Here is an 18,755-nt window from a genome sequence, read left to right on the forward strand (position 1 = left end):
CCGCGCCGGGCTTTGCTTCCGGCGCGGGCAATATTGGATCAGTTGTCGACCGAGACTTCCCAGAGGCGGGCGTTCGACTGCCAGACCGGCTGACCCTTGAGCTTCTTGGTCGCGCCCCAGACATCGACCATGTCGTAAAGGAAGATGCCGGGCATTTCCTTCAGCATCAGTTCGTGAAACTCGTCGAAAATCTTCTGGCGCTTCGCCTGGTCGGCCTCAACATAGGCAGCCTTCATCAGCTCGATCGCCTTCGGATCATCCCACATCAGGGAGGCGTTCTTGTCCTTGTTGCCGACGTAGAATGCATACATCAGGGCCGGATCGAGACGCGGCGCGACAGACTGCGAGATCACCTGATAATTGCCGGAACGGCGACGATCCACCTGCGTGGCATAGTCCAGCACCTCGATCTGTACGTTCAAACCCGCCTGCTGCATCATGGCCTGCGCCATGACGGCTGCCGGAAAACTCGGCACATTGCCGCGCTTGTTGGCGATGATTGAGATCGGCTCGCCCTTGTAACCGGCTGCCTCCAGTTCCTTCTTGGCTGCCTCGATGTCATAGGCCGGACGCTTCTTCTGGATTTCATCGAAATAGACCGAGTCCTGCGAAACCATCGAGCCGTTGGCTTCGCCCGTACCGTTCGATGCGGCGGCGACCAGTTCATCGAGATCAAGCGCCATCGCCATGGCGCGGCGTACGCCGGGATTGCTCAGCACCTTGTCGCGGGTCTGAATATAGAAAAGGTTCTTGCCGTTGTTGCGGGCAACAATGAGCTGCATCTTCTCATTCGTCTTGAACTCCGGAATGAGATCGGGAGAAATCTCGGCGGTGTCGAGCACGCCGGATTCGAGGCCCGCCTTCACGGTCGAGGCGTCCGGAATAACCATGAACTTGATGCCGTCGGCCAGCGGCCGCTTGGAGCCGACCATGCCATCCGGCTTGCCGTCATTTACAGGCGAAACATAATCCGCGAATTTGGCGAGGCGGATATATTCACCCTTCTTCCATTCGTTCCACTGGAACGGACCGGTGCCGATGGGCTTGACGAAGCTGCCGTCAGCGGCAACAGATTCCGGCGAGATCATGCCGGTATAACCGCATTCGGGCCGCGACATCAGGCCGAGGAAAACGGCTGACGGCTTTTCAAGCGTAATCTGAACCGTGGAGGCGTCCGTAGCCTTGACGCCGGTGACATGCGCGGCACCGCCTTCCACGAAATCATTCAGGCAGGCCCATTTGGTTTCGGGCTTCAGATAGCGCGTCCAGTTCCAGACGACATCTTCTGCGGTGAGCGGCTTGCCGTTATGGAATTTCACATCCGCGCGCAGCTTGAACGTATAGGTGAGGCCATCTGGCGAAACCTCGAAGCTCTCGGCAAGCAGCGGCTTTACTTCGCCGCCATTGTTGTAACCGACGAGGCCTTCGACGATGTGCAGGATCACCCCGTCCGTATTGCCGTCACGATTGACGCCGGGATTGCTGCTGCGCAGATCGGAGCTCTGCGCGATGGTGATGTCGCGAGCCGCCGCGATATTGGCTGTTACGAGCAGGGCCACGCCTGCGAGAAGAAGTTTGTTCACTGTTCTACCCTCTTTGTTGTCGTTGATTATCATTGTTGAAAGCCGTCCCAGCAGGCCTGCGCCAGCCGGCCGATCGTTTCGAGCGCGATGGTGTATCCCGGCGTGCCGTCAGGCATCACCTGCGGCACTTCATCGGTATAGGCGGTGATGATGAAAGACGGCGCGCCGTTTCTGTAGACGATGCCGGCGTCCATACGCCCGCGCTTGCCGCGTCCGCTCTTGCTCGCCACCACAGCCTCGAACGGCAGGCGGGAGCGGATTCCGTAGCGCAATATCTGGTTTTTCAGCGTCTGCATTGCCCAGCCGCACAATTGCGGACTGCAGCCGAGCTTTGCCTGCGCCTCTGGCGAGGACTGGGCATCAAGAATGGTCTGAAGCAGCAGCACCTGGTCCGCCGCCGAGGTGGTGGTGACGGTCTTCAGCGGATGATCGGCCGCCAGCGCCAACGGCGGAATGAGGAAACGGTGGTGGGTATTGGCCATGCCGAGCGTCTTGCAATAGCTGTCCACTTCCTCAAGCGTCAGCCGCTCCAGCACCATCTTGGTGCAGACATTGTCGCTCAGCACCATCATGCCGGCGAGCGCATCGCGCAGGGAAATGACGATGCCCGGCGTCAGATAGCGGAACATGCCGCTGGCCACCTCTTCCGCCAGCCTCTTCTCATAGGTGACGGGCTGGTCGAGATCGAGCCGCCCTTCGCTGGCCGCCTTGAGCACGGCCATCATGATCGACGTCTTGCGGGTGCTGCCCGATGGGGTCTCCTCGTTTTCTCCCCTTCCGATCTCTTCGCCGGTCAGGAGATTGCGCACCATGAAGCGCGTCACAAAAGGCTGTGCATCACAGATAGCATTCAGTTGGGCAGCCACAGTCATTGTCATGTTCCTGTTAAACTTCTTCTTCCAGACGCCATTTGAGTGTCACACCGCCCTTTTCATTCTGGTCGAGGGCGGGAATGGCCGAGAGGAGCCGGCGTGTGTAGGCCTCTCTCGGGCTGTCGAAAATCGTGTCGCGGTCACCCTCTTCGATGATACGGCCGTCCTGCATGACGACGACACGGTCGGCCACCTGTTCGACCACGCCGAGATCGTGGCTGATGAACAGGCAGGAAAAGCCGTAACGTTTCTGCAGATCGGAAAAGAGATCGAGCACCTGCGCCCGCACCGTCACGTCAAGGGCGGAAACCGGTTCGTCGGCGATCAGGAACCGCGGACGGCGGGCAATGGCACGGGCAATCGCCACACGCTGGCGTTGGCCGCCGGAAAGCTCGTGCGGATAACGGCTGGCATAGTCCGCGCCAAGCCCTACCTCTTCCAGCGTTTCCAGCGCCCGCTTGCGCTTGGCGGACTGATCCAGGCCGGGGACGAGACGCAACGCCTCCTCCACCAGCGCCTGAATGGTCATTCGCGGATCGAGCGAGGAATACGGATCCTGAAACACCATCTGGCAATTCAGGCGATAGTCGTTCCAGTCCTCTTTGCGTTCCCGCCCCTGAAACTGGATCTGCCCTTCGCTTTCCTTTACGAGACCGGCAATGGTGCGGCCAAGCGTGGTCTTGCCGGAGCCGGAGCCACCGACCAGTGCCACGACTTCACCCTCGTGAATATCGATGCTGACCCCATGCAGCGCCCGCTTCGGCTTGGCTTTCTTCAGCAGTGACTTGCGTTCGGCATAATCGACAACAATGTTTCGGGCTGAAATCATCGGCGCCTTGCTGGTATCGACGACACGCGGCTCGCCCCGGAAGGGCAGAGAGGAAAGCAGCTTTTTCGTATAGGGATGCTGCGGCGCATCGAGCAGGTCTTCGGTTCGCCCCTGTTCGACAATCGCGCCCTTCTCCATGACCACGATACGGCTCGTATAGCGGGCCACCATCGGCAGGTCATGGCTGATGAGAAGGACGGCTGTTCCCTCTGCCCGTGTCAGTTCGACCATCAGTTCCATGACGTCGCGCTGGATGACGGCATCGAGCGCCGTCGTCGGCTCGTCGGCGATCAGCAGCGCCGGTTTCAGGAGCATGACCGAGGCCAGCATGATGCGCTGGCGCATGCCGCCGGAAAACTCATGCGGATAGGCAGCAAGCGCCCCTTCGGGATCGCGGATACCGACCCGTCTCAGCATCTCGAGAATTTTCTCGCGGCGCTCTTCCGGCGATAACTTGGTGTGAAGGATCAGGCCTTCTTCCAACTGCCGGCCAATCGTCATCGACGGATTGAGAGAGGTCATCGGCTCTTGGAAAACGACGCCGATTTCCGCGCCGCGCAGGCGGCGAAGTTCCCTTGCTGGCAGGGACATCACGTCCCTTCCCTTGTAGATGACCGATCCACCGGTGACGGCGATTGCCGGGGGCAGAAGCGAGATGAGTGCGCGGGTGGCCAGCGTCTTTCCCGATCCGCTTTCACCGACGATGCCGAAGATTTCGCCAGGCGCAATATCGAAGGAAACATCCTTGACTACCCGGTGGCCGCTTCCCGCGACCTCCAGCGAAAGGCCGCGCACGGTAAGAAGAGTATTGTCCGTCATTTGAGACCTCTCATGCGCGGGTCAAGCCTGTCGCGAAGGGCATCGCCCAGAAGATTGATGCCGAGCAGTGTCAGCGCGATGCAGAGACCGGGGAAAAGCCCGAGCCAGACGGCCTGCTGGATGAAGGGCCGGCCAGCGGCTAGCATGTTGCCCCAGGTGGGGGCCGGCGGTGGCACGCCAAGGCCCAGGAAGGACAGTGCGCTTTCCGAGAGGATTGCCCAGCCGAACATGGACGTGGCAAGCACCGTGATCGGCGCGATGCAATTGGGCAGGATGTGGCGGAACATGGTGTAGATCTCGCCATTGCCCATCACCAGCGATGCCTCGATGAACTCGCGCTCACGCAGCGACAATACCGCGCCACGCACCACGCGGGCCATTGATGGCGTGTAGGCGATGCCGAGCGCAAAGATGATGCCGTACTGGTTGGCACCAAAGACCGCGAGAAGGCCAAGCGCCAGGAGAATGCCGGGAAAAGCGAGAAGCGCATTGTTGATGGCCATGATGACGCCATCAACCCAGCCGCGCGCATAACCACTGACAAGACCGATCAGAGTGCCGCAGATCGTCGCGAAGCTGACCGTCAGGAAGCCGATCCAGACGCTGGCACGCGCGCCGACCATCAGGCGGCTGAGAACATCGCGCCCGAATTCGTCGGTGCCGAGAAGATGGCTGGGACCGGGCGCGGCCAGCCGCGAGGCAAAACCGAGCTTCATCGGATCATAGGGCGTCCAGAACAGGCCGGTAATGGCGGTGATGAGCAGGAGGCCGATGAGAACGCCGCCGATAAGCCCGTTGAGTGTGAACTTTTTCATTCGGCAACCACACGCGGATCGAAGAGGGGATAAAGAAGGTCGACGAAGAGATTGACCAGCACGTAGGACAGGGAAACGAACAGCAGGCAGCCCTGTATGACGGGGTAGTCACGCGCAAAGATACTGTCGACCATCAGCCGCCCGAGCCCCGGAATGGTAAAGACCGTCTCGATGACGGCGATGCCGCCGAGAAGATTGCCGAGGATGAGGCCGATCATTGTCCATGTCGGACCAAAGGCATTCTTGAAGGCGTGCCGCCAGAGGACGGCACTCTCCGAAAGTCCCTTGGCGCGGGCATGGGTAATGTAATCCAGCCGCAGCACTTCAAGCGTTGAGGCGCGGGCCATGCGGATCAAGACACCCATCTCGTGGATCACCAGCGTCATGACAGGCAGGACAAGATAGAGCATGCCGCCAACGAGATTGTCGCTGATCGATACGTATCCCAGCACCGGCAGCCAGCCGAGCTTTAGACCGAAGAACAGCAGAAGCAGAAGCCCGAGCCAGAATGTCGGTATGGACAAAAGCAGGGTTGCCGTTCCAACCAGTGCAAGATCGGTCAGGCTGTTCTGTTTCCAGGCGGCGATCACACCCGCCGGAACCGCAATCAGGCTGGCGAGCAGAACGGCGACGACGACGATCTCGGCACTGACGAGGAACCGCGACACGACCAGCGGCAATACTGCCTCGTCGTTGACGATGGACCGGCCGAAATCGCCCTGCACCACATTGCCCGTCCAGATGACGAACTGTTGCGGCATGGACTTGTCGAGACCAAGCTCTGTTCTCATCGCCTCGATCTGTTCCGGTTGCGCCATGTCGCCCAGCATCAGGGCGGCCGGATCACCCGGAATGAAGCGGATGAGCGCAAAGACCGTGATCGACACAAAGGCGATCGTCGGCAGCGCCATCAAAAGACGGCTCAGTATGAATCTTATCATCGGTTCCCCACGATTGATGGCCGGGAACGTGCTCCCGCCTCTATCGGTTTCGTTGCGAATGACTATGACGGATTGATAAATAACGCGCAATATTATGCATAAACGTCATATGCCTATGCAGAATGGTGGCACGTTTCATCCTGACAGGGACAATGAGATTTTTCGCGAAAAACCCTGTTTTCAGTCGATTTTTTGCGAAAGCTGGATTTGTTGCTTCAAGGCGTCGCTGAGTGCCTGCGCCGCGATGGACAGCGGTGCGCCCGAGGCCCGGGCAAGACCGAACTCCTGGGTTGATTGCGGAATGAAGGGCAGCGCCACGACGGGGAGGTGCCTGTAGAGGTTAGCATAAAAACTGCTGATGATCGTAACGCCCAGACCATGCGCGACATAGGCACATGCGGAACTGTTGGTGTGGGTCTCGATCTTCACCATGGGCTTGACGCCCGCCTTCTTGAAGACCAGCTCGAGCGCCATGCGGTTCGGCCGCTGCCGGCCGATCAGAATGAGCGGAATGTTGCGCAGGTCCTTAACTGTTATCTCGGTAAGCTCGGCTAAAGGGTGATCCTGACGGACCACGCAGACGCTTTTGCCGGTGGCGACACGCTCGACATCAATGCCCGGTCCAATCTCACCTTCCATGCGCAGGAAACCGAGGTCGATCACCCGCTCGCCAACCAGCCTGTTGATGGCGGTGGTCGTTTCAAAAAAAGTCTCGATGCGCACGCCGGGGAAATCCCTGACATAGTCGATCAGCATGGCGGGCGCGAAGTTCTCCCACATGCTGCTCGGCAGGCCGATGCGGACGATTTCCGGACCGGCAGCACCATTGCGCAGATCTTCGGCGTGGCCGGACATGCGGTCGACAGCAAGCAGCACATTTTCCGCGTCACGCGCGAGAAGCGCTGCCTCCGGCGTCGGGATCAGCCGCCCCTTGTCACGGGCAAACAGCGTCAGCGACAGGTCCGCCTCGAGCTGAGCCAGAAGCCGGCTGATACCGGACTGGCTTAGCCCCATGGCCTTGGCGGTGGCGATGGTAGAGCCGGTGGAAAGAAGCGTGCGAAGGACTTCGAGCTGCTTGATATTCATGAGGCCAGCACCATGGGATGAAAAGACGAGCCGGTTTCGGTTCAGACCTTTTGCCGCCGATAGGCCTTCATGTCACCGGTTTTTTTAGCATTGTCATTCGGCCCGGTCGGTCGCCGGTTACAATTCCACGTCATAGACCCTGTCGTGGGTGGCAACACGGGCCTCTCCTGATGGAGTCACCCAGCCCCGGAACATGCCGGGCGTATTATAGGGTGCGGCAATGCCACCTTCGGCATCGATGGCGACAAGACCCGCACCGATATCGTAGGGCGCCAGGTCCTTATGGACGAGGTTGCCGGCGGCGGTTTCCAGATTCTGCCCGAGATAGGCGACACGGGACGCGATCTCATGGCCGACGACGTAACGGATGAAAAATTCACCCTTGCCGGTGCCGGAAACGGCGCAGGCGCCGTCGCGTGCATAGGTGCCCGCCCCGATCACAGGGCTGTCACCCACCCGGCCGTCAGGCTTGTTGGTGTAGCCGCCGGTGGATGTCGCGGCTGCGAGATGCCCAGCAGCATCGAGTGCCACGGCACCGACGGTTCCGTGTTTTTCGTTTTCCGTCGCTTCCGTACCTGCGGTGGCATGGGCCTTCATGGCCGCCAGCGCCTCGACACGCTTTTGCGTGGTGAAGTAGGATTGAGGCTCCGTGGCAAGCCCCTTCTCCTTCGCAAACCGGTCAGCCGCTTCACCGGTGAGATAGACTGCGCGTTCATCCTCCATCAGCGCCCGGGCCGCCTTTACCGGGTTGCGGATGGCGCGGGAGGCGCTGATTGCGCCTGCCGCAAGGGTCTTGCCATCCATGATCGACGCGTCGAGTTCGTGAATGCCATTCTCGTTGAGCGCCGCCCCATGGCCTGCGTTGAAATGCGGGCTGTCCTCCATAACGACGACTGCCGCCTCAACCGCTTCCAGCGCAGTTCCGCCAGCCTTGAGCACACCATAACCGGCGCGCAGTGCCACCGCCAGATCGTGGCGCGCCGCTTCCCATTCCTCCGGAGTCATGCTGTCTTCCGGCATAACCCCGCAACCACCGTGAATGGCCAGTGCGATCTTCGTCATATCCTCACTCCACTGTTGCCCCGCCGCAGGCAGGGCCTCTTACCATCAATGAAAGGCGATATCGCCGATAACACGCACGCGGACCCTGCGAGCGCCGCCAGGCAGATAGGCGATGGGAATATCCTCCACCTCAAGCGTCTTGAGGCTCGCGCGCTCCGCTCCCGAAGCGACCGCTGCGTTCTGCGCTTCGGTCTCGGCTTTCGCAAGGGCTTCGTCGCGGCTCAACCCGGAAAAGACCTGATCTACCTCACCGGACACCTGCGCCATCGCTGCGCCGAGCGCATTGGCAACGCCTGCATTTTCCACACGCAGCACCTCGGATGCGCCCGGCACCTGCTCCGGTATCAGGAATGCGCCGCCGCCGACCGCAACCAGCGGCACGTCTTCGGCTGATGTCTTCATCTGGTCGAAACTGTCGGCCACCATGTCGCGGATACGGCCGAGCGTCGCCTGCACGAATGCCGGATCGAGGCCCTTCACACGATCCCTGTCACCCATCTCGATCAGGCCTGCCGCAACGGCGATATCCGATGCCGTCAGTGTCTCGCCACCGAAAACGCGGGCTTCGGTCAGGATGCGATACCCAACCGAGCGCGGGCCGATCTTGCCTGTCTGCGGGTCGACAATGGTGCCGCCGCCCAGTGCTACAGGTAGAAGATCGGGCATGCGGAACAGGGTGCGGACCCCGCCAATATGGACAATATTATTTGCCTCACGCGGAAAACCACCGACAAGGCAACCAATATCGGAGGTGGTGCCGCCGACATCCACCACCATGGCATCGGAAAGCCCGGTGAGAAAAGCCGCACCACGCATCGAATTGGTCGGGCCGGAAGCGAAGCTGTGCACGGGGTTTGCGGCAGCCACATCCGCAAGCGCCACGGTGCCGTCATTCTGTGTAAGATAAAACGGCGCCTTTACACCTGCTTCGCGCAGCGCATCCGAAAATGCCTGTACCGTGGTCCTGCCAAGCGTCTGCAAGGCGGCATTCAGAAGTGCGACGTTTTCGCGCTCCAGAAGCCCGATACGGCCCAGCGTATGGGAAAGCGTGATGCGTGCGTCGGGGATCACCGAACGGACAATCTCTGCCGCCCTCACCTCGCACTCCGTGGTCAGCGGCGAGAAGGTTGCCGAAATGGCGATCGAGGTAATGCCTGCATCGCGGATTTTCATCGCCGCTTCACGGACTTCATCCGGGATCATCGGCACCAGCGGACTGCCATCGTATTCATGGCCACCATGAACCATGAAGATCAGCGGATCGACAGCCTCGTAGAGATCCTTCGGCCAGTCGCACATGGGCGGCAGTGAAGAACCGGTCGGCAGCGCGATGCGGATGGCCGCAACCCGCTCCAGCCGGGCGCGCTCCACGACAGCATTGGTGAAATGGGTGGTGCCGATCATAACCGCATCGATCGGGCGATCTGCCGCGCCGACATGGCCAGACACGTGAGCGAGGGCCGCCTTCACGCCGGACAGGACATCCTGCGTAGTCGGGACCTTGATCGAGGCTACGATGGCGTCTCCATCGATCAGAACGGCATCCGTATTGGTGCCGCCAACGTCAATACCGATGCGTTTCATGAGAATACCGATCTGAAATCAATGTCATAACCGAAGGCACGCGGGCCAACGGCAGCAATGCCGGCAGGCGTCGTCAAGAGTTCCGGCGCCGGCAGGGCGATAACCGTGACACGCTGGCCATAGCGCACCGATTCCGTGCCGATGGCGCTGCCCGAAACAGTGTCGAGAAGGCAGATCAGATCGGGCGTCATGGCGACCGGCTGGCCGTCGCGGAAGGCGACCGCCCACTCGTTCTGGAAGGCAAGTTCCATGCGTGAGCCGCGATCGGCGTCGATGCCTTCAATGGTCGTACTGCCGCGCAGAAAGCCACCGGTGGTCTCGCGGGCGACATCCACCACCTTGCCGCGGAACAGCTGTTTGCCACCCTCATGGTTGAGAACCGCCTGAACCGGGTCATCATGGCGTGCACGCGCCTCCATCACCGCGCGCCCGAGTTCGGTCGCCTTTGTGACGGTGTAATGAATGCCCCATTCCTTCACTTCCTTGCCGGTGCGCGGCGCCTTGCAGGTGGCGGCGGTGGAACCAACTTCGGTGCAGACCTTGCGCGAGATGCGCTCCATCCATTTCCACGATGCAGCGCGCGTCACGATCACCTCATTGTCGCGTACATCGACGAGCGACAGCGGAAACATCGGCAGGTTGCCGATGGCGAATGAGGTCATCTGCGCTTCGGGATAAGCACGTCCCATGGCATCGGCATTGACGACGGGCCGGTCGAGCATGGCGGCGGCGAGGAAGGACGATAACGCATTCGAACCGCCGATTTCCACGCTCATGATCGCCCGGAAAGGCTTGCCGAGATAATCCTCCATGACCTCGACCGCGCGGGCAAGATGAACGGGGTCTCCCAGCCGTTCCTGACCAACAAGCGGTGCACCCATCTTGGAGACGACCGCAACCATGTCGTCATCAGCAAGCGCCATGGGGTCCATGACCTTCACCCGTCTGCCTTCGGCATAAAGACGGCGCAGATTGAGCGTCGAGATATAGGGATTGCCTCCACCGCCCGTTCCCAGAATCCAGGCGCCGGTGGCAAGAGGTTCGATGTCATCTTCGGAAAATTCCTGGATCATGCGTCATCCTTGGGCATGCCGCAGCCTTTCCGGCGCAAGCGATGCTCCTTCCCTTTATCGTTCCAAGTCTTATCGGCCCCGCCCTGCGGCGGGACCGCTTTTCATGGGACGGAGATCACTCCGCCTTGCAGTCCCAATGGAAGTTGGAGAAGTTCAGGTCCCAGCTCTGCATGGGAATGAACTCGTAACCCTGAAGGCACTTGTTCGCCGCATAACGGCGGTTCGGCGCAACCGCCCACACATCCGGTTGAAGATCGGCGATCTTGGTCTGCAGTTCCTTGTAGGTTGCGTTCTGTTCGCTGGTATCGGTCGTGGCACGGACCTTGTCGATCAGCCCGTCGATTTCCGCGTTCTGCAGCCATTCCATCGACATCCATGTGCCTGATGCCTTGGAGTGATACTGGTTGTAGAACATCGCATCCGGAGATGGATAGGTCGGCGAGATATTCACCTGCGTCGACGCAGGCGTCGTTTCAGGCTTGGAGGAAAGCTCGACAATACGGTTCCACGGCTCTGGCTTGATATCGAGCGTAATACCGATTTGCTCGAGGCTGGATTGCAAAAGCAGCGCCACTTCCGCCTCGAAGGCCAGCGAAGCGACATAGCTGTTGACCAGCGTGATTTTCTGGCCGGCATATTTCGACTTCGCCAGTTCTTCCTTCGCCTTTTCCAGATCGTAGACGCCGGGCTGAATATCGCCGTTATGCGCGTCCTTGAAAGCGTCGGATAGCGGCCCCTGCATGTCGAAACCGGGATAGATCACTTCCTGGATCGTCTTGTAATCCGTCGCATAGGCAATGGCGCGACGAACGTGAACGTCGTCGGTCGGGTAAACCTTGGTGTTGAGCTTGATGACGAAACCGCCGGCGGTGCGGGTCTGGATGAGCTTGTAACCCTTCATCCGGCCGATGGATTCATAGGTGTCGTTGCCAAGGCCGTGCGAGGAAAGGCCAAGTTCGCCCTTTTCAGCCAGCGCCTTGACGGTAGCGTCGTCGCTCGTCTGGACGAAGCGTACTTCGTCGATCGGCTTGCCCTTGGTCCAGCCAAGGAAATAGTCCGCATTGCGGGCAATGACCATATCGGCAGAACGGTTGTAGCTGACGAGCTTGTATGGGCCGGAACCGGCGGAATGTTCGCCCACATAGGCCTCGCCCCACTTGTCTTCGGGCTTGGCATTGGCTTCGATCAACGTCTTGTTCAACGCCATCATCAGCGGCGTGGAGGCCATGAAGGGCGAAAACTGACGCTCGATCTTCATGACGAGCGTCGCATCATCGGGCGCGCTGACGTTTTCGGGCTTCAGCACACCGACGATGAGGTTCGACGGACCCTTGTTGATGCCGAGCAGGCGCTGCACCGACCAGACGAGATCGGCAGCCTTCACCGCCGTGCCATCCTGGAACTTCGCATCGTCGCGCAGATGGAAGGTATAGGTCAGGCCGTCTGCAGAAATATCCCAGGACTTTGCCAGATGCGGCACGATTTCGCCCTTGGCATTCACCGTGGTCAGGCCGTCATACATGTTCACGATGGCCATGTAGCCGGTATAGTCAGTCACTTTCGCCGGGTCGAGCGAGCTGAATATCTGCATGGTGTTGACCGCGACCGAAACCTTGTCATCCGCAAAAGCAGCGGAAGAAACAAGCGGCAACGCGATTGCCGTGCCGAGCGCAAGCACGGCAAGGCGGGAAGGAAGTCCTGGCATTTTCATTGTCGTTCTCCTCTTTATTGCGGGTCATTTGCCCCGCTTATGGTTAGGCAGCCTTGCCGACCGGGACGGGCAGCGGTGAGAAAGGAATGTCCGGGTAACCGAAAGCCGCCGGTCCAACGACTTCGAGCGCGCGGGCGCTGCGCAGCAAATCGTGGCAGGGGATCGCGACCACGGCCACGCGCTGGCCGTAACGCAGGACTTCGGTGGTGATCGGGTAACCGGTATCGACATCGAGCAAGACGATCAGATCAGGGACGGTCACTTCCACCTTGCCGTCACGACGGAACAGCAGGAATTCGTTCTGGATCGCCACGCTCGCCGTCTGGCCCGAGCAATCGTCGAAGCCGGAAAGCTCGACATCGCCCACGGCGAAACCGCCGCGCAGATGGCGTTTCAGATCGGTGATCTTGCCGTTGAAGATGCGCCGTCCGCCTTCAAGCGCGCAGACTGCCGCAATCGGGTCTTCCTGCTGCTTGCGGGCACGGATCACCGCCTCGCCGAGCGCGATCGCCTTGGTGTAGGTTTTCGGAATACCATACTGGTGCACGTAGTGGGCCTGCATCGGCGCGGTCGCCAGCATTGCGCCGCCGCCCTGAGAAACGACGCAGGCGCGGGCCATGCGCTCGTGCCAGACTTCGGAAACGGCGTGGCTGAAGATCACGGCATTGCCGTGCAGGTCGCACATCACCGATGGCGTCGAACTGTGGCCGTAGATGGAGAAGGTCGTCATCTGCATTTCTGGGAAAGCCCGGCCCATGCCGTCGCAATCGAGGATCGGCAGGCCACCAAGCGCCGCCGTCACCAGCGGGTTCATGGAGTTCGAGCCACCGATTTCCTCGCAGACGATGGCGTCTACCGGCGTGCGGATCAGCTCTTCCATGGCGCGCAGGCAACGCAGACCCTCACGGCCCTCGCGAATGCGCTCCACGCCGACAACGGGGGCGCCAATGCCGCCGATGGACATGCAAAGCGCGTCCGGCTCGATGGCGTCTGTCGCAAGGATCTTCATCTCGTAACCGGCCTTCATGGCCTCGAGTGCAAGCAGCTTGCCCAGATAGGGATTGCCGCCGCCGCCGGTGCCGAGAATGCCCGCACCGATTTCCAGCGCGTCGAGATCTTCCCTCGTCAGCGTACGCAATGCCGCTTCGTCATATTTCAGCTTGCGCGTCTCAGCCATGATTGGCTCCCATTTCTCCAACGACTTTCACATGAATGCGGGTGGCATTGCCGGGCAGATAGGCAAGCGGCATATCCTCGCGCTCGATGACTTCCAGCGTTTCGGCCAGTGCGCCAGCCGCAATCGCCTTTTCGCGTGCCTCGGCCTCCGCCTCCGCAAGCGCGCTTTCACGCGTGCGCCCCTCGATCAGCGAGAAGACGCGGTCCGTCTCGCCGCTGATCTGCGCGATCGCTGCACCCACGGCATTCGCCACCGCGAAATTCTCGGGGCGGATGACGTCCAGATCACCGATACGGTCAGGCATGAGAATGGAGCCGCCGCCAACGGCGATCACCGGCACCGGTGATGACGAGATGCGGCTGCGCTCCACACAGGACTCGAGCATGTCGTTGATCTTTTTGACTGCGGCATCCACCAGCCGCTTGTCCAGAGTGGAAACCAGAGCCTTCTCGCCCACGTCCGCCTTGCCGGAGGCGACAGCGATATCGGTTGCAGTCAGGGTCGTGCCGCCGAAGCAGAGCGCCTCACGGCGGACGCGGTAACCGACTGATTTCGGGCCAACGGTGAGGCCATGTTCGCCATTGACCACCAGCGAGCCGCCACCGAGACCGATCGAGAACACATCCGGCATGCGGAAATTGGTGCGCACGCCACCAATATCCACCGTCGTGGACGCCTGGCGCGGAAAGCCGTGCGACAGCGAGCCGACATCGGAGGTGGTGCCGCCGACATCCACGACCACGGCATCCTTGAGGCCGGTGAGGAAAGCAGCGCCGCGCATGGAATTCGTCGGGCCGGAGGCGAAGGTGAGCACAGGGAAGCCGCGCACCACATCCGCCGCCATCAGCGTGCCGTCGTTCTGGGTGATGTAGAACGGGCAGGTTATGCCCGCTGCCTTCAGCGCCTCGCCGAAAGCGGCAACGGTGCGGTCCGCAAGCGAAAGAAGGCTGGCATTCATGATCGCAGCACTTTCGCGGGCGAGCAGACCATGCCGTCCGATGTCCTTGGACATAACCACCGGCAGGCCGGGGCAGCGCTCCTGCAGGATATCCTTCGCCCGCACTTCCATCGCATCATTGATGCCGCTGAAGACGCAGGTGACGGCCGCGGCCTTCAGGCCCTTTGCGCGGATATCGGCGGCGATGCGGACAATCTCGTCCTCATCGAGCGCTGAGATTTCGCGACCGTCGAATTCATATCCGCCGCGGACCTGATAACCGTGGTTACCAACGATTTCCCGGAGGTCATCCGGCCAGTCGACCATCGGCGGCAGGCCGGCGCCGGACGGCAGGCCGATCCGGATGGCGGCGACCTCGTCCATATGCCGCCGCTCGATCACCGCATTGGTGAAATGCGTGGTGCCGATCATCACGGCACCGATGTGTGCCCTGTCGATGCCCGACGCCTCGATCACCTTTTCAAGGGCTTCGATGACACCGGACGTCACATCTTCGGTGGTGGAGGCTTTCACCCCCGCCAGAACAGTCTTTTCCTGTAACACAACGGCATCGGTATTTGTGCCGCCGACGTCAATTCCAACGCGATACACGTCAGGCTCCTCTTTTATCAATCGGTCGTTTTTACGAGGAAGCGCATACGCTCTTCCTCTGTCACGGTGGGTTTCAGGCGCTCTTCCTCGTCGGTGACGACGGGGATCGCCGCGATAAGGGCGCGGGTGTAGGGATGCTTCGGCTCGGCGAAAACCGCAGACGTCACCCCTTCCTCGACGATCTCGCCACGCAGCATGATGGCGATGCGCGAACAGAAATTGCGCATCAGCGACAGGTCGTGCGAGATCATCAGATAGGTTAGGCCAAGCTCTTCCCGCAGCTGCAGCAGAAGGTCGATAACGGTCTTCTGCACGGAGACATCAAGCGCCGCCGTCGGCTCGTCGAGAATGAGGATTTTCGGTTCAGCCGCGAGTGCACGGGCAATGGCGACACGCTGCTTCTGTCCGCCGGAAAGTTCATGCGGATATTTACCGAGATAGGATTGCGGCAATCGCACCAGCCCCATCAGTTCCTGCATCCGGCGTTCGCGCGCCTCACCGTCCATACCGATGGATTTCAACGGTAGGGTAAGCGTCTGCCTGACCGTGCGCTTCGGATTTAGGGAAGTGCCCGGATTTTGATAGACGATCTGCGTCAGCCGCTTGCCACGGCCGAGAGACGGGGCGTCGATGACAAGATTGCCGGAGGTCGGGCGAGAAAGTCCCATGATCATCCGGGCGACCGAGGTTTTTCCAGAACCGGACTCGCCCGCAAGACCGAAAATTTCGCCGTCCTTCAGCGTCAGGTTCACATCGCGCACGGCGTGGTAACCGTTGCGTCTGCCATAAATCTTGTTCAGGCCCTCGATGGTAACGATCGGCGAGCGTGTGCTCTGCGCCAGATCGGCGACACGGGGACCGTAGAGCGGCGGCACCGCATCCAGCAGCGAACGCGTGTAGTCCGCAGCGGGAGCGTGCAGGATTTGCGTGCAGGGACCGGTCTCGACGATGTCGCCATGGTGCATAACCACGACCCGATCCGCCACCTTACGTACGACACCGAGATTATGGGTGATCATCAGCAGCGCCATATTTTCTTCGGCAACCAGCTGGTTGATGAGATTGAGAATTTCATCCTGCGTGGTGACGTCGAGCGCCGTGCCGGGCTCATCCGCGATGAGGAGCTTCGGCTGATGCAGCAACGCAAGCCCGATCAACACGCGCTGGCGCATGCCGCCCGAAAGCTCGGACGGATAGGCATTCATGACCCGCTCGGTATCGCCAAGCTGCACGCGGCGCAGAACCGCTGCGATACGGGTGCGGCGCTCTGTCTTGGACGAGTTGATACCGTTGCGCTTGTCGGCAAAGCGCATGACATCATCGAGATGCGTGCCGATCTTGAAGACCGGATTGAAGGAAGACAGTGGGTCCTGCATGATCAGCGAAAACGCCGTTCCCTTCAGCGCCTCGCGTTCCCTTCGCGGCATGGCGAGCACATCCCGCCCGTCGATGACAATGGCGCCGGAGGCAATAGTGGCATTCTTCGGCAAAGTGCCGATGATCGCCTTGGCGGTGACCGATTTACCCGATCCGGTTTCGCCGATCAGCGCCACCCGCTCGCCGGCTGAGACTGTGAAGGCGACATCGCGCAGCACTTGGCGCGTGCGACCGTAGTTGGTGAAGGTGACGTTGAGGTTTTCGACTTTGAGAAGCGGTTCAGTCATGGCTTTAGCTTTCCACGTCGAACATGTCACGCAGGCCGTCGCCCAGCAGATTGAAACCCAGCGTCACGTAAAGCACGGCCGCGCCGGGGCAGAGGACTTCCCACCAGAAATCCGGCATGAACTGGCGCCCATCGGCAACCATTGAGCCGAGATCGGGAGTTGGCGGCTTGACGCCGAAACCGAGGAAACTCAGCGTCGCGCCAAAGAGGATGACGAATGCCGCATCCAGCGTCGTCTTGACTGATATGACCGAGACGCAATTGGGCAGAATTTCGCGAAAGAGAATGTGCAGCGGACCCGCACCTGCAAGACGTGCCGCTTCGATGTAGTCCTCGGATGCGATGGATTTCGACACCGAATAGATCAGCCGCGCATGCCAGGTCCACCATAGAAGCGTGATCGCGATCATGGCGTTCATCAAGGTGGGTTCCAGCAGGTTGGAGACCGCCAGCGCCATGACAAGGGGCGGCATGGCCAGCATCACATTCGTCAGGCCACTGATGATTTTCTCGGTCCAGCCGCCGAAATAACCGGCGACCAGGCCAAGCACAGTGCCGACCGGGACCGAGATGCCGAGCACGCCGATGACGAGAAGAAGCGAGACCCTGAGCCCGAAGACAGTACGGGAAAAGATGTCGCGTCCGGCCTTGTCGGTTCCGAACCAGTGCTCCAGATCCGGCGGCATGTGGCGGGCACGGAAATCGACGACCGCGCCGATATGTTTGGGATAGGGTGTAAGCCAGGGCGCAAAGATCGCCAGAACCAGCACCGACAACAGGATCAGCGAACCGATGACCGCTGCCGGATTGCGGCTGAAGCGGTACCACGTCATGTAACCGGCGCTTAAGCCCCGATCGGTGGGTTCGAGCATTTTCATATCAGCCATCAGCGAGCCTCCTTGCGGCGCAGGCGCGGGTCGATGATCGAGATCAGGACATCAACGATCAGGTTCGCAACGATGAAGAACAGGCCGGCCACCAGCACCACGGCAGTCACGGCATTGAGGTCTTTCTGAAGGATGGCGTTCAGCCCGTAGGATGCGAATCCGCCCCAGGCGAAGACCATTTCGATCACGAAGGCATTGCCGATCAGCGAGGCGAATTCGAGCCCCATGATCGTCAGCGGCGCGATGGAGGAAAGCTTCAGCAGATAACGGAAGATGATGACCCGCTCCGGCACGCCGAAGCTTTGCAGGGTGAGCACGTGATCCTTGCGCTGGTTCTCGATCATCGAGGAACGCGTGATGCGGGTGATCTGGCCGATACCGGCCATGGAGAGCGCAAAGGCCGGCAGCGCAAGGTGCTTCAGCGCATCCAGCACCACATCGAACCGTCCGGCAAGCGTACCGTCGATCAGGATGAAGCCCGTCGGGCCACCCTGCCAGCCAAGTGAGTGATCGATCCTACCGATGATCGGCCACCCGGAGAGAAAGCGAGCGGCCAGCAATTGCAGCGTGATGGCAAACAGAAAGCTCGGGATCGTCACGCCGGTGAGCGAGAGGATACGGCCGATATGGTCGAGCGGACGGTCGCGGTAATGCGCCGTGATGACGCCGAGCGGGATGGCGACGGCAAACATGAAGATGACTGAGACCAGAACCAGTTCGACGGTCGCAGGAACGGTCTGGGCCAGATCGGTGGTGACGGGGCGCTGGGAAACCAGCGAGAAGCCCAGGTCACCGTGCAGGGCGTTGCCGATATAGTCGAGGTATTGGGCGGCGAGCGGCTTATCGAGACCCATCTCGCCGCGCAGCACATCAACTTGTTCCTGTGTTGCCGCAGGCCCGAGCGCCATGCGGGCGGGATCTCCCGGCACCACACGGGCTAGAGCAAAAATCATGATGGACAGGGCGATCATGACCAGTACGAAAGCGCCGAGCCTGTTCAAAATCGCGACCAGCGGATGTTGCTGCATCGGTGGACCGTTCCTTGTGCATCAGTTTCCTGAGCACAAGTTTTCACCACATGTCCTTTTGAACAATCGCAGAAAG

General features: G+C 60.5%; 15 protein-coding genes. All 15 read right to left on the reverse strand.

The features are described 5' to 3' along the window. Positions 1 to 38: 38 nt before the first annotated feature. Positions 39 to 1,583 (reverse strand): ABC transporter substrate-binding protein, encoded by a 1,545-nt coding sequence (locus AC1DCP_RS10440; RefSeq protein ID WP_162695662.1) that lies wholly within the window; start codon positions 1,581 to 1,583, stop codon positions 39 to 41. A 29-nt stretch (positions 1,584 to 1,612) separates the two neighbouring features. After that, positions 1,613 to 2,455: a serine hydrolase gene (locus tag AC1DCP_RS10445; protein WP_026330689.1), complete on the reverse strand. Its 843-nt coding sequence runs from the start codon at positions 2,453 to 2,455 to the stop codon at positions 1,613 to 1,615. 13 nt (positions 2,456 to 2,468) lie between these two features. Then, positions 2,469 to 4,103, reverse strand: a complete 1,635-nt coding sequence (locus tag AC1DCP_RS10450; protein WP_476774255.1) for an ABC transporter ATP-binding protein — start codon at positions 4,101 to 4,103, stop codon at positions 2,469 to 2,471. Continuing rightward, the gene (locus AC1DCP_RS10455; RefSeq protein WP_003511004.1) at positions 4,100 to 4,918 is read right to left on the reverse strand and encodes an ABC transporter permease; all 819 of its coding nucleotides are present in this window, start codon (positions 4,916 to 4,918) and stop codon (positions 4,100 to 4,102) included. The genes AC1DCP_RS10450 and AC1DCP_RS10455 overlap by 4 nt, the downstream gene beginning before the upstream one ends. After that, positions 4,915 to 5,859 carry an ABC transporter permease gene (locus tag AC1DCP_RS10460; protein ID WP_111828856.1) on the reverse strand — a complete coding sequence of 315 codons (945 nt, stop codon included), beginning with the start codon at positions 5,857 to 5,859 and terminating at the stop codon, positions 4,915 to 4,917. The genes AC1DCP_RS10455 and AC1DCP_RS10460 overlap by 4 nt, the downstream gene beginning before the upstream one ends. Before the next feature lie 180 nt (positions 5,860 to 6,039). Then, a complete protein-coding gene (locus AC1DCP_RS10465; protein ID WP_111828855.1) occupies positions 6,040 to 6,945 on the reverse strand; it encodes a LysR family transcriptional regulator in 906 nt (301 codons plus the stop codon). A gap of 117 nt (positions 6,946 to 7,062) precedes the next feature. Then, positions 7,063 to 8,007 (reverse strand): isoaspartyl peptidase/L-asparaginase family protein, encoded by a 945-nt coding sequence (locus tag AC1DCP_RS10470; protein ID WP_112391249.1) that lies wholly within the window; start codon positions 8,005 to 8,007, stop codon positions 7,063 to 7,065. Between the two features lie 45 nt (positions 8,008 to 8,052). After that, a complete protein-coding gene (locus AC1DCP_RS10475) occupies positions 8,053 to 9,591 on the reverse strand; it encodes a hydantoinase/oxoprolinase N-terminal domain-containing protein (protein ID WP_065704205.1) in 1,539 nt (512 codons plus the stop codon). Next, positions 9,588 to 10,664 (reverse strand): DUF917 domain-containing protein, encoded by a 1,077-nt coding sequence (locus tag AC1DCP_RS10480; RefSeq protein WP_112959468.1) that lies wholly within the window; start codon positions 10,662 to 10,664, stop codon positions 9,588 to 9,590. The genes AC1DCP_RS10475 and AC1DCP_RS10480 overlap by 4 nt, the downstream gene beginning before the upstream one ends. Positions 10,665 to 10,779: 115 nt before the next feature. After that, entirely contained in the window at positions 10,780 to 12,375 is a 1,596-nt protein-coding gene (locus AC1DCP_RS10485) for an ABC transporter substrate-binding protein (RefSeq protein WP_162690789.1), read from the reverse strand. A gap of 43 nt (positions 12,376 to 12,418) precedes the next feature. Beyond that, positions 12,419 to 13,552 carry a DUF917 domain-containing protein gene (locus AC1DCP_RS10490; protein WP_013761623.1) on the reverse strand — a complete coding sequence of 378 codons (1,134 nt, stop codon included), beginning with the start codon at positions 13,550 to 13,552 and terminating at the stop codon, positions 12,419 to 12,421. Continuing rightward, positions 13,545 to 15,101 (reverse strand): hydantoinase/oxoprolinase N-terminal domain-containing protein, encoded by a 1,557-nt coding sequence (locus AC1DCP_RS10495; protein WP_025595602.1) that lies wholly within the window; start codon positions 15,099 to 15,101, stop codon positions 13,545 to 13,547. The genes AC1DCP_RS10490 and AC1DCP_RS10495 overlap by 8 nt, the downstream gene beginning before the upstream one ends. A 17-nt stretch (positions 15,102 to 15,118) precedes the next feature. Further along, entirely contained in the window at positions 15,119 to 16,765 is a 1,647-nt protein-coding gene (gene nikE / locus AC1DCP_RS10500) for a nickel ABC transporter ATP-binding protein NikE (protein WP_013761625.1), read from the reverse strand. A gap of 4 nt (positions 16,766 to 16,769) precedes the next feature. Beyond that, positions 16,770 to 17,651: an ABC transporter permease gene (locus AC1DCP_RS10505; RefSeq protein WP_112959469.1), complete on the reverse strand. Its 882-nt coding sequence runs from the start codon at positions 17,649 to 17,651 to the stop codon at positions 16,770 to 16,772. Then, a complete protein-coding gene (locus AC1DCP_RS10510; protein WP_112959470.1) occupies positions 17,651 to 18,679 on the reverse strand; it encodes an ABC transporter permease in 1,029 nt (342 codons plus the stop codon). The genes AC1DCP_RS10505 and AC1DCP_RS10510 overlap by 1 nt, the downstream gene beginning before the upstream one ends. Between the last annotated feature and the right edge of the window lie 76 nt (positions 18,680 to 18,755).

This window comes from Agrobacterium sp. 10T429 (assembly GCF_056393925.1).

What these genes read in the sequence shown, in the direction of transcription:
- AC1DCP_RS10445 (WP_026330689.1), bottom strand. Translation starts at nt 2,455, where the DNA reads ATGACTGTGGCTGCCCAACTGAATGCTATCTGTGATGCACAGCCTTTT.
- AC1DCP_RS10450 (WP_476774255.1), bottom strand. Translation starts at nt 4,103, where the DNA reads ATGACGGACAATACTCTTCTTACCGTGCGCGGCCTTTCGCTGGAGGTC.
- AC1DCP_RS10455 (WP_003511004.1), bottom strand. Translation starts at nt 4,918, where the DNA reads ATGAAAAAGTTCACACTCAACGGGCTTATCGGCGGCGTTCTCATCGGC.
- AC1DCP_RS10460 (WP_111828856.1), bottom strand. Translation starts at nt 5,859, where the DNA reads ATGATAAGATTCATACTGAGCCGTCTTTTGATGGCGCTGCCGACGATC.
- AC1DCP_RS10465 (WP_111828855.1), bottom strand. Translation starts at nt 6,945, where the DNA reads ATGAATATCAAGCAGCTCGAAGTCCTTCGCACGCTTCTTTCCACCGGC.
- AC1DCP_RS10470 (WP_112391249.1), bottom strand. Translation starts at nt 8,007, where the DNA reads ATGACGAAGATCGCACTGGCCATTCACGGTGGTTGCGGGGTTATGCCG.
- AC1DCP_RS10475 (WP_065704205.1), bottom strand. Translation starts at nt 9,591, where the DNA reads ATGAAACGCATCGGTATTGACGTTGGCGGCACCAATACGGATGCCGTT.
- AC1DCP_RS10480 (WP_112959468.1), bottom strand. Translation starts at nt 10,664, where the DNA reads ATGATCCAGGAATTTTCCGAAGATGACATCGAACCTCTTGCCACCGGC.
- AC1DCP_RS10485 (WP_162690789.1), bottom strand. Translation starts at nt 12,375, where the DNA reads ATGAAAATGCCAGGACTTCCTTCCCGCCTTGCCGTGCTTGCGCTCGGC.
- AC1DCP_RS10490 (WP_013761623.1), bottom strand. Translation starts at nt 13,552, where the DNA reads ATGGCTGAGACGCGCAAGCTGAAATATGACGAAGCGGCATTGCGTACG.
- nikE (WP_013761625.1), bottom strand. Translation starts at nt 16,765, where the DNA reads ATGACTGAACCGCTTCTCAAAGTCGAAAACCTCAACGTCACCTTCACC.
- AC1DCP_RS10505 (WP_112959469.1), bottom strand. Translation starts at nt 17,651, where the DNA reads ATGGCTGATATGAAAATGCTCGAACCCACCGATCGGGGCTTAAGCGCC.
- AC1DCP_RS10510 (WP_112959470.1), bottom strand. Translation starts at nt 18,679, where the DNA reads ATGCAGCAACATCCGCTGGTCGCGATTTTGAACAGGCTCGGCGCTTTC.